General features: G+C 43.3%; 8 protein-coding genes. 7 read left to right on the top strand and 1 reads right to left on the bottom strand.

The window, feature by feature from the left end; all coding sequences use genetic code 11:
* Window positions 1-36: 36 nt before the first annotated feature.
* The 7 genes from PSH50_RS17565 to PSH50_RS17595 all read left to right on the top strand — a co-directional run bounded on the left by PSH50_RS17565 (window position 37) and on the right by PSH50_RS17595 (window position 10,290).
* A complete protein-coding gene (locus tag PSH50_RS17565; RefSeq protein ID WP_273609914.1) occupies window positions 37-1,776 on the top strand; it encodes a solute:sodium symporter family transporter in 1,740 nt (579 codons plus the stop codon).
* 212 nt (window positions 1,777-1,988) lie between these two features.
* Window positions 1,989-4,415, top strand: a complete 2,427-nt coding sequence (locus tag PSH50_RS17570; RefSeq protein ID WP_273609915.1) for a TonB-dependent receptor — start codon at window positions 1,989-1,991, stop codon at window positions 4,413-4,415.
* 210 nt (window positions 4,416-4,625) lie between these two features.
* A complete protein-coding gene (locus PSH50_RS17575; protein WP_273609916.1) occupies window positions 4,626-6,209 on the top strand; it encodes an alkaline phosphatase in 1,584 nt (527 codons plus the stop codon).
* Between the two features lie 11 nt (window positions 6,210-6,220).
* Window positions 6,221-8,008, top strand: a complete 1,788-nt coding sequence (locus tag PSH50_RS17580) for an alkaline phosphatase (protein ID WP_024034005.1) — start codon at window positions 6,221-6,223, stop codon at window positions 8,006-8,008.
* Between the two features lie 161 nt (window positions 8,009-8,169).
* Window positions 8,170-8,883, top strand: coding sequence for a hypothetical protein (locus tag PSH50_RS17585; protein ID WP_273609917.1), 714 nt, complete (start codon window positions 8,170-8,172; stop codon window positions 8,881-8,883).
* 262 nt (window positions 8,884-9,145) lie between these two features.
* Window positions 9,146-9,814 carry a hypothetical protein gene (locus PSH50_RS17590; protein ID WP_273609918.1) on the top strand — a complete coding sequence of 223 codons (669 nt, stop codon included), beginning with the start codon at window positions 9,146-9,148 and terminating at the stop codon, window positions 9,812-9,814.
* Window positions 9,815-9,963: 149 nt separating this feature from the next.
* A complete protein-coding gene (locus PSH50_RS17595) occupies window positions 9,964-10,290 on the top strand; it encodes a hypothetical protein (RefSeq protein WP_273609919.1) in 327 nt (108 codons plus the stop codon).
* An 86-nt stretch (window positions 10,291-10,376) separates the two neighbouring features.
* Here PSH50_RS17595 and PSH50_RS17600 read toward each other — a convergent pair whose 3' ends face one another.
* Entirely contained in the window at window positions 10,377-12,266 is a 1,890-nt protein-coding gene (locus PSH50_RS17600; RefSeq protein ID WP_273609920.1) for a monovalent cation:proton antiporter-2 (CPA2) family protein, read from the bottom strand.
* Between the last annotated feature and the right edge of the window lie 77 nt (window positions 12,267-12,343).

Consider the following 12,343-nt stretch of genomic DNA (forward strand, 5'->3'; position numbering starts at 1 on the left):
TTTTTACCGGGTAAAGTAAGCTAAAAGGGGCGCAAGATGGAAGGTATGAACATTACCATGACACTGCTATCGTGCTTGGCGTTTATGGCGCTGGTAGGATATATCTCGTACCAAAAAACCAAAGGGGAAGTTAACACCCAAGACGGCTATTTTTTAGCGGGGCGTGGTTTAACAGGTACATTTATAGCGGGGTCGATGATCCTCACTAACTTATCGGCCGAGCAACTTATTGGCCTTAATGGCTCAGCGTATGGTTACAACCTAAGCTCAATGGCGTGGGAAGTAACAGCTGGGATATCAACCATTATAATGGCGCTGATCTTTTTACCGCGGTATTTAGCCGGCGCGTTTTCTACCTTGCCTGAATTTTTACGGGATCGTTTTGACGATACCGTACGCCGCATGACGGTGATCTTATTTATGGTAGGGTATTGTTTTATAACGATCCCTTCTGTTTTGTACTCAGGATCAATCGCCGTTCTTAGGCTGTTTGATGTGCCCACCTTATTAAACTTAAGCTATCAAGCAAGCTTAATTGTCACCATTATTATTGTGGGCTCCGTGGGCGCTATTTACGCGGTATTCGGCGGTTTAAAGGCAGTTGCAGTATCCGATACCATTAACGGTGTTGGGTTATTAATTATTGGTATTTTAGTGCCTACCCTTGGCCTTATTGCCCTTGGCGATGGCAATTTTGCCGATGGCCTAAGCACACTGGTAAACACCGATACCGAAAAGCTCAACGCCATTGGTAGCAGTGACGATCCCGTGCCATTTGGCACCATTTTTACCGGTATGATCCTCGCTAATTTATTTTATTGGGGCACCAATCAGTACGTGATCCAGCGTACACTGGGCGCTAAAAACTTAGTAGAAGGCCAAAAGGGCGTGTTGTTTTCAGGGTACTTTAAAGTGCTAGTACCCTTTATGATGATGATCCCAGGCGTAATTGCGTATCACCTTTATAAGCACGAAAGCTTACAAACCATAGATTTAGCTTACCCACATTTAGTTAAAGATGTACTGCCTCAGTACTTATCTGGGTTCTTTTTAGCGGTGCTACTAGGTGCGGTATTTAGCTCGTTTAATTCACTGCTAAATAGTGCCGCCACGTTGTTTTGTTTAGATGTATACAAACCCATGAAAAAAGACAAAGTAAGCGACGAAAAGCTGATTAAAGTGGCCAAAATTACCAGTATTGTAATTGCTGTTTTATCGTTTATTACCGCGCCATTACTGATGTTTGCACCAGAAGGTTTATGGCACATAATTCGTGTATTTACCGGATTTTACAACATTCCGGTCATCACAATTGTGCTCGTGGGTTTATTTACTCGCAAAGTGCCTGCACTGGGCGCTAAAGTGGCTATTGTTTTTCATGTTATTGCCTACACTTTGCTTAAATTTGTGTGGGATGTAGATATTAACTTTATCCATATTTACGCCATATTATTCTTTATTGAGCTGGCCATTATGTTAGGTATTGGCTACTACAAACCTCTTGCCACACCATGGAACTTTACCCGTAAAGCCGAGGTAAACCTAAGCCCGTGGAAATACGCACTGCCTTGCGCCATTGTATTAGTGAGCTTAATTATAAGCTTGTACATACTGTTTTCTCCGCTTGGATTGGTGGGTGGCACCAGCGTGTACTTTTTACCAAGCTTAATTGCTGTTTGGACTAGCGCCTTTGTGCTTAGCTGGTGGAGCGTACGCCGATGGCATACACGCTATACAAGTAGCTTGGCGCATATTGGCGTTGCTAAGGCGACATAATGCGCCGTTATATTCTTTATACAAATTTTAAATCACATTTTATTCACATAATGTTTGCAATAGAACATAAGTTTGTTTAAGTTTATATCTCTTGTATAAGACATAAGAGATATAAGGAAAATAACTACAACACTCTGGCACCGCTTTTTAGCAACCCACACACTTGCTAGCGCGGTAATTTAACAGCACACACGCACAATTTGGAGAATGACATGAGAGCTAAAAAGTCCGTCTTAAGCTTGGCAGTCACGTTAGCAATGACAACGGGTTTAGCACTAAGCACGCAAGCACATGCGCAGCAAGAGCAAACTGAGCAACAAGCAGAGCAAAACAATAACGACCAGTTTGAAAAAATTGTTGTTACCTCACAAAAACGAACGCAAAGCCTAAACGAAGTACCGCTTGCGGTGTCTGTGCTTAATAGCGACCAGATTGATTCGGCGTTTGCTAATAATATGGAAGGCCTGCAGTCACTTGTACCTTCGGTCAGTTTTAGAAAAGGCACCACAACCCGTAACTCAGCGCTAACAGTGCGAGGTATTGGTACTATTTCGTTTAGTATTGCAGCTGAGCCAAGTGTAGCAACGGTGGTTGATGGCGTGGTGCTAGGTCGCTCTGGTCAAGCCTTTGCCGATTTATACGATGTATCTCGCATTGAAGTACTACGCGGCCCACAAGGTACCTTATTTGGTAAAAATGCTTCGGCGGGTGTGGTAAACATTACAACCAAAGATCCTTCGTACGATACTACCGGCAGCGTAGAAACCTCGTTTTATCAAGACAACGAATACCGCTTTAAAGGCGTGGTAAGCGGCGGCTTAACCGACGACTTAGCAGCAAGCTTAACCGTGTTTAAAGGTAAGTTTGATGGCTACATTGATAACGTTTACAACAACGAAAAAGTAAACGGTTACGACCGTGAAGGCGCACGTGCTGTATTTAAATACGAGCCAAGCGATGACTTAAACGTTAAATTTATTGCCGAATTTTATAACGCCGACGACGACTGTTGTGCCGATTTAGAAGCCCTGCCAAGTGGCCGTAACCCAGATTCAGACGCAGCCCCTAACAGCAACGGTATTGTTGATGGTGTGGCCGATATTGACCTAGACCAGCGCAAAGTTGATCACGACTATGAGTCACGCACTATTGACGAACACAGCGCGTTTTCGGTACAGGTTGATAAAACCATTGGTGACTACACATACACCTCTATTACTGCGCAGCGCTCGTGGGATAACACCGAATACCGCGAAGGCGACTTTACCTCAATAGCTGGCGACAGTAACGAACCGGTATTTGGCGCGCCCTTTCAATTACACGATTTAGGTGCCCAGCAGTGGGATCAGTTTTCGCAAGAATTTAGAGTTACTTCAAACCTAGCGGGTCCGTTTAACTATGTGGCTGGCTTATTTTACTGGAACATGGACTCACAACGTAACTTTACCCGTGACGCGAGTTGTCAAAATAACGGTGGCCAACTAGACGCTGCAATGGCGTATTACGCACAAAATAACTTAACTGGTGCAGAGCTTGATGCCGCATTGGCCGACTTAGACGCCTACACACAAAGCTTAGGTGTAAGCTGTAATGCTAACGATATTGTATCGGCAACCGCGTACATGAGCACCGAGTTTAACAACTGGGCAGCCTTTGCCGATGGTACTTACGATTTATCTGAAGACTTACGTGTACTGTTTGGTATTCGTTATACCGACGATGAAGTGTCGTACACACACCGCCGTGTAAGCAATGACGAATTTGGTCGCACCGGTGTAGGTGTACGCTCAGCAGCACTAAATACCGACGAATCAGGCAGTGCAGAAGAAACCAATGTGTCGGGTCGTTTAGGTATGCAATACGACCTAGGCGATGGCCAAATGGTTTACGGTACTTACTCGCAAGGCTATAAAGGCCCTGGTTTTAACGTGTACTACAACTTTAATCCTGATAACGATAGCCGCGAAATATCGCCAGAAGAGTCAGATGCATACGAGTTAGGCTACAAATACGCAAGCCGCGACTTTGTATTTAACTTTGCTGTATTTAGAACCGAAATTGAAGGCTTTCAAGCCAATAACTTTGACTGTTCAGACGGTACCTGTATTACCCGTTTAACCAATGCAGGTGATGTAAGTACACAAGGTGCTGAGGTTGACTTTATGTGGGCGGCTACCGATTCACTTACTTTAACCGGTGGTATTGCGTACATTCAGGCCGAAATTGACGAATTTAATTGTCCGGCAGAGGTAGATGCAGGTTCATGTACTGACCGCTCTGGCTTAGATGTCCCGTTTTCGCCAGATTTAAAGTACTCACTAAGTGCTGATTACTTTATTGAAACAGAGCACGACTTTAATATTCATATTAACGGCTCTTACATTTACACCGACGAGCAATACTCAGACCTACCAAACAATGTAGGCGAGTTTAACCCAGCTGCGTTACTGCCAGATTACGGTATTTTAAACGCAAGTGTGGGTTTATCGTTTAAAGATGATGCATTTAGAGTATCGCTTATTGCTAAAAACTTAACCGATGAAAGCTACGTAACCACCTACAGTGGCGACAACTTCCGTTACCAAATTCCGCGTGATGCAGAGCGCTACTTTGGCGTATCGTTTAAGGCGCGTTTTTAATTATATAAATATATCCCTGTGAAAATTGTGCTAAGCGCAGCGTTTAACCGCTGCGCTTTTTTGTGTCTTAATTTTGTCATGGTTTAGTCATTGTTTTTTAATTAAAAGTACTCTTAGAGGTCACATCTATTTTCTATAGTGCAGCGGTTACTTATTTGAGGTTTACGCTTCAAGCAAAAAATAACCACTACACAATGGGAATAATAAAGGATGAAAATTAAAAAAGTTGCTGCGGCAGTTGGCTTAACGTTTATGTTAAGTGCTGCAAGTCATGCCGATGTATTACCACAAAGCCAAACAGACAATGACTGGTATACAAATGCCCAAACCACACTCGCCACAAAAACTGCGCTTGCACAAAGCCAGCAAACAACAAAAGCTAAAAACGTTATTTTGTTTGTAGGCGATGGCATGGGTGTATCTACCCTTACCGCGGCACGTATTTTACAAGGCCAGCGCGCGGGTGAGTTAGGTGAAGAAGGTTATTTAAGCTTTGAAGAGTTTCCGTACTCGGCGCAAGTAAAAACGTATAACGTAGATGCGCAAACCCCCGATTCTGCAGGCACCATGACCGCGATGATCTCAGGGGTTAAAACCGATGTAGGCGTTATTGGTGTAGACGAAGACATAGAGCGCGGTGTGTGTTCAACTGTATCGGGTAATGAGCTTTTAACAGCAACAGAACTTGCTGAAATTAAAGGCCTAGCAACCGGTGTTATTTCAACAGCGCGTATCACCCATGCAACGCCAGCGGCAACCTATGCAAAATCGGCAGACCGTAACTGGGAAGATATCTCAGACATGCCAGAAACCGAAACTGCATGTGAAGACATTGCTTCGCAATTAGTTAATTTTGAAAAAAACCTAGAAGCACGTTTTGTAGGTACCGACGTAGACGGCCTTGATTTTGTAATGGGTGGCGGACGTCGTCACTTTTTACCAAAAGATGAAGCAGCTAATTCAGCAGATGCACTTAGCGCTGTAGAAGGCGATCGTACTGATGAGCGTAACCTAGTTACTGAGTGGCAAACACAATACCCACAAGGTACTTATGTTATGGACCAAGCAGGCTTTGATGCTATTGCTGATGATGCCACTAAAGTGTTTGGCTTATTTAACGAATCGCACATGCAATACGAAGCAGACCGCGCAAACGATATTGCCGGCGAGCCATCGCTTAGCGAAATGACCAGCAAAGCAATTGATGTATTAGGTAAAAACGAAAACGGCTTTTTCTTAACCGTTGAGTCGGGCCGTATTGACCACGCACACCACGCGGGTAATGCCTACAACGCACTTAACGACACCATTGAATTTGCTAAAGCCGTGCAAGCTGCGGTAGATAATACCAACCCAGAAGAAACCCTTATTTTAGTAACCGCCGATCACAGCCACGTATTTACTATTGCTGGCTACCCTAAACGCGGTAACCCAATTTTAGGCCAAGTAGTTGCCGTAGGTGAAACCACACCAAGCCTTGCTGCCGACGATATGCCTTACACCACAGTAGGCTATGCAAATGGTTTAGGGTTTAGAAATTTAGTTGATGAAACAGATGCCGATGCAGCATATACAACTGGCCCAGTTGCTGGACGTGTAGAGCTTACTGGCGTTGATACTACCAATGTTGGCTTTCACCAAGAAACCACTGTCCCTCTTGGCTCAGAAACCCATGCCGGTGAAGATATTTCGCTGCATGCAAAAGGCCCTGGTGCACAGCTAGCTCAAGGCGTAATTGAGCAAAACGTAGTATTTCATTTAATTAATCAAGCTCTTGAACTAACTCAGCAATAATGGCGGCTAACATGAACAAATTAACAGTACTTTCTTTAGCAGTAATGGTCGCGCTAGCAGGTTGTAGTGACGACGACAAAGACGAAAATAATATTCTCGCGGTAGATAACACCATTGCAGTCGGCTCTGAGCAATGTGTTAATGGCGGCGTAGAAACCCAAACTGGCGTAGATACAAACGGCAACGGCGTGCTAGATAGTGACGAAGTTACCTCTTCAAACTTAGTGTGTAATGCACCTGCTACGTCACTTACCAGCGAGCAACTTGCCACCTTAACGACTAACGCATGGTATGGCGATGCACAAACAAAGCTTGCGGCAACACAGCAAGCTAATAGCGAAGTGGTTACTGAATCTGGCAAAGCGAAAAACGTTATATTATTTGTTGGCGACGGCATGGGTATTTCTACCGTAACAGCTGCACGTATTTTAGCAGGCCAGCTTGAAGGCGGTTTAGGTGAAGACTACCAGTTAAGCTTTGAAAAAATGCCGTACTCAGGTTTTGTTAAAACTTACAACGTAGATGCACAAACGCCGGATTCTGCAGGTACAATGACGGCAATGGTATCAGGTGTTAAAACCGATGTGGGCGTAATTGGTGTAGATGAAGACATTGAACGCGGCGACTGTGCCACGGTAACAGGCAACGAACTAGTTACCTCGTTAGAGCTTGCTGAAATAGCCGGTAAAGCAACCGGCCTTATTTCAACCGCACGTATTACCCATGCAACACCTGCAGCAACGTATGCTAAATCGGCTGACCGTAACTGGGAAGATAACTCTGATATGCCAGAGGGCACTGAAGCCTGTGAAGATATTGCATCGCAACTAGTAAACTTTGAAGCCAACTTAGAGTCGCGTTATGCGGGTATTGATGTTGATGGCATTGATGTTGTAATGGGCGGCGGACGTCGTCACTTTTTACCAAAAGATGAAGCAGCAAATTCAGCCGATGCAGTAAGCGCCGTAGAAGGCGACCGTACTGATGGCCGCAACCTAGTAACCGAGTGGCAAACAACTTACCCAAGCGGCACTTACGTTATGGACCAAACTGGTTTTGATGCAATTAGCGACGATGCCACTAAAGTATTTGGTTTATTTAACGAATCACACATGCAATACGAAGCCGACCGCGCAAACGATGTAGCGGGCGAGCCTTCGCTTAGCGAAATGACCGAAAAAGCAATCAACGTACTAGATAACAACGACAATGGCTTTTTCTTATCGGTAGAAGCAGGTCGTATTGACCACGCGCACCATGCGGGTAATGCCTACAATGCCCTAAACGACACAGTAGAGTTTGCAAAAGCTGTGCAAGTGGCAATGGAAAACACTAACCCAGAAGAAACGCTAATAGTAGTAACTGCCGATCACAGCCACGTATTTACTATTGCAGGCTACCCTAAACGTGGTAACCCAATATTAGGAAAAGTTGTTGCCGTAGGCGAAACCGAGCCAAGTCTAGCTGCCGACGATATGCCATATACCACAGTTGGCTACACCAACGGTGGCGGCTTTAGAGATTTAGGCGATGAAACCGATGCCGATGCAGGTTATGCATTTGCACCTGTTACAGGGCGTGTAGATTTAACCGATGTTGATACAACTTCAGCGGGCTTTCACCAAGAGGCACTTGTACCACTTGGCTCAGAAACTCACGCAGGTGAAGATGTTGGCGTATACGCAATGGGCCCAGGCGCTCACTTAGTTACAGGCACTAACGAGCAAAGCTTTTTATTCCATGTAATGGACTTTGCAGCAGACTTAGTAACTACCGCTGATGAAAAAGTAACGCCATAAGCAATTTAATACGTACGCTCAGCACATAAAGTACGTATAAAAATGGGGTATTTAAAAACAACTCGTACGCTGTGCGAGTTGTTTTTTTATGTCATAAAAATGCCACTGTAAATGGGTATGGTAATGCCTATTACAGTGACGTTTAAATAAGAGATAATTTAATGAAACTAGCATTATTTTTAATGGCAACATTTGCCAGTACCAGCACCCTAGCGCAGCAATGTAATATTGATAGCGCGCATTTAAAAGCCGACTATAAAATTACCAATACTCATAAAAACGAGCAAAGCACGCAATCACTTACGCTTTGGCGAAACAACTCACAAGTTGCGCACCAACGTGAGGTAATTACTGAGCTTTGGCAGCACTTAGCTAACAAACAAATTCGCCCAATTCGTTATTTTAATGCTCAGCAACGTGGTATTGAGTATCAGCCATCTGAGGTACGCGGTGTACAAAGTTGGAGCGCTAAAAATCAGCTGGTGGATACGCATTTAATCGAAAAAATGACCCTAGTTAACACCCAAGGCAACGGCTGCGATGAGGTAAAAAACTACACACTTTCTGAGGGCGACAATCAATTTAAACTCGTTTTATTTACCAAATCAAACTTGGTTAAAAGCTTTAGCGTAACCAATAAAAAAAGCGATACCCATACTTTACTAAGCCTTAACGAAGTAAACAGCAATAAAGCAGAAATAACCGCACAGTTTGCCAAATGGGATCGCTTTCAAACCACCGATTATGCCGACATAGGCGATAACGAAAACGACCCGTTTTTAGCAAAAATGATCAACCTAGGTTTTATAGAACACGGCGCAACGGGGTTTTATAACCAGCAAGGTAAAGCGATTCAAGGTGGGCACCATCATTAGGTTTTAGCGTTTTTAAATGTAGTAGCTCATAGCTGAAAGGATGATCGGTTATGAGTTACTTCACGAGTTAATACAGTCAGAACAATCAAAATACTATCAGGCAGCTTTCCTTTTACCTCTAAAGTAACTCTCGATTTTCACATATTTATAGTTGGCAATAATTTATACAATTTGATACTAATAGAAGTTCACACAATAGGGACATTTTGTAAAAGTAAGAAAAATGCTCTCTGATGAAGCAGATATATTCTAAGGATTATCAATGGAAGATTTTAGTAAATTAAAAAGCATAGTAGACCTGTACTTTAGTAAAAAGTACAAACTTTATAAGCCTAAAGATGCGGATGGAGAAGAAATTAATAAATGGTTTGAATTTGAAAGCAGAGCTAAATTTTTAGATTCATATTTAGAGTATTACCAACAATTGCCTGACTTAGAGTCGGTAATTATAGATGCTTGCACCGCAAAGTTTAAGGTACTATATGAAGGCCAAGAGTACACATTAAAACATACACATCAAGAAGAGTTTATAGATCGTGATGGCAAAAGTAGAGGTGTTGGAAATACAGTTTTGTTTCTTATGAGATCTGAACTTATGCATAAAGTTGGTGAATTAAGAAAAGCTCAATCATTTGAAGACGTTTATGAAATAGTTAAGAGTATTAAAGTAAATGGTTTTGGTGAGCTTTCTAATTATGATACAGCCATACGTATCTCTAGTTATCTTGGCTTTAAACCGAAAGATATATATTTACATGCAGGCACTAAGGTCGGGGCAGAGTATTTAGAAAATAAAGGGTTGCTACCCAAAGACTCTCGACATGAGGCAAAGATACCAACAGATGTATTTCCACAGCCATTTCAAGCGCTAGACGCTTTTCAAATTGAAAATTTTCTTTGCTCCTTTAAAGATAATTTAAAGGAGCTATAAGTTACTTGAACGGATGAAACAACTGGTTTTAAATCGGCTGCTTCATATTGCTTAGTAAGTAACTCAGGGTATGAGGTTCTATTTATCTATGCTTATAGCTCAATCATTGTGGCTGTGACCTACTGGTTTATATTCGCAAGGAAAAAGTTATGGAACGTAAAATAATGCAAAAGCTAAATGTACCGGTAGATTGGATTGAAAATTGTAACCCCGTTCAGCCTGGCCTATATTTTGTTGCGTCTAAATATAATAAGACTAGGTTTGGCTTTTACGATTATCTAAATTGGGATGGTGAAAAGTGGCTCAAAGCTGATTCAATAAAGGTTGTAGGCTGGGTATCCCTTGCTGATTTTTTGGGGATGATCGATGCTGGTTGGCCTGCGAGTGATGACTTAGATAAAGAACTTGAAAAGTCTTACCATAAAAATAAAGAAAAGTTTAAAGGGAACGAAGGTGGATTCTTTGAGGTTGAATAACATAGGAAGTTAATTTTTTAGAACGCATTGCCTCTTAACGAGGCAATATCATGACCTGCTATTATCTTAATTCTAACTATCTGGCACTACTCAAGATGAGAATCATCAGGCTTTTTAGGTCTATCAGCTAGCTCTGTTAGGCCGTCTTCACAGTCGCCGCTGTCGCAGGTATTTAAATCGCTTTGTGCTTGCTTATCTTGTTGTAGCACTTGTTTTAAATCTTCCATACGTTGGCGCACGGCTACGCCGTAGCTGGCGTCGTCGCCCCACAGTTCGGCCAGTTGCAATACGGCAGCGCGGTCGTGGTCTCTAAATAGTTTTCCGGCGCGCTGGGCATCTTCTTTATTGTTACCTAATAGCTCTAATGCATCTACCGCTAGGTTAATGGCTGAGTCGACCGTTTCGCGGTTAAAGGCATCTACTTTTAAATTAAGTAATTGATACGCGTGGCGGCGGTCGATAGCGCGGGCAACAATTTTAAGCTGCGGGTAGTTTTTATGCGCACGCTTAATAATTTCGAGGGTTTTGTCTGCATCGTCTATTGCCACAATTAGCATTTGTGCGGTGTGCGCGCCTGCGGCTTCTAGCAGCTCTTGGCGGGCTGCATCACCATAAAATACGGTATTGCCAAAGCGGCGTAGAAGTTCTATTTGGCTTGGGCTGTGATCAAGTACAGTAATGTCGTAGCCTTGGGCGTGTAATAAGCGCCCCATAATTTGCCCAAAGCGCCCGTAGCCTGCAATTATAACGTGTTTAGCACTGCTAATTTGCTCGGGCTTATCAAACTCGGGCGCACTGTTACTGGTGCGTTTTTGTAGCTGCTCGTAAGCCATTAATAACAGTGGCGCAACCAACATTGAAACAGCCACCACTAACGTGACTAAGCTTGTTTGCTCTGGCGTTAATATGCTTAATGTAGTGGTTACGCTTAAAAGTACAAAGGCAAATTCGCCGCCTTGTGCCAGCGCTAATGCAAACAGCAAACGCTGCTTTTTACTAATATTAAAGGTGATGGCAAGGGCAAACAAAATACAGGCTTTTACTACAATAAGCAGCGCAACGAGTGCAATAACGGTTGTAAATTCATCCGCTAATAATTCAAAGTTGATTGATGCGCCAACAGTGATAAAAAACAGCCCTAACAGCAGGCCTTTAAAGGGTTCTATATCGGCTTCTAGCTCGTGTCTAAATTCGCTTTCGGCAAGGACTACACCGGCTAAAAATGTACCGAGTGCTGGTGATAAACCAATACTTTGCATTACAAGGGCAATCGCCACCACTAAAAACAGCGCAAAAATAGTAAATATTTCACGCATGTGGGTTTGTGCTATGTATCTAAATAACGGCGCCGACACATATTTTCCACCGGCAATAATAGCGGCGATAACCGCTACCGATACGCCAACTTGTTGCCATACCGGCCAGCTTGCAATAATGGAGTCGCTAATGTCTTTTGAGCTACTTTGCGGAGCAAAAGCTAGTAGTGGTAGGAGCGCTAAAATAGGAATAATGGCGATGTCTTGAAACAGCAAAACCGAGAATGCGTTTTGCCCGGCTTCTTGCTTTAGCCAGCCTTTTTCTTCAAGGCTTTGCAGCACAATAGCGGTTGATGACAGCGCCAGCATTAAGCCAATGGCGAGGGCGGTTTGCCAATGCATGGTAAAAACCCAATAACAAAACGCAAAAATAGCCGCGGCGGTAAGTGCGACCTGTAAGCCGCCAAGCCCTAATATTGAATGGCGAAGCTTCCATAAACGGGCTGGTTGTAACTCAAGGCCAACCAAAAACAGCATCATCACTACGCCAAACTCGGCAAAGTGCATTACATCTGTTTGATCCCCCACAATACCCAGGGCGTAAGGGCCAATTAGTATGCCCGCAATTAAATAACCAAGTACCGAGCCAAGTCCCACTCGCTTGGCAATAGGTACAGCCACTATGGCCGCCGCTAAGTAAATTAAAGCTATTTCTAACACGCGTATATCCTAATAGTATCAAGGCTTTTAGCATGGCTTAGTGGCTTTAAAAATACAATGGGTCATGTGGCTGAAAA

This window comes from Pseudoalteromonas sp. Angola-7, assembly GCF_028599255.1.
In the GTDB taxonomy this organism is placed as follows: domain Bacteria; phylum Pseudomonadota; class Gammaproteobacteria; order Enterobacterales; family Alteromonadaceae; genus Pseudoalteromonas; species Pseudoalteromonas atlantica.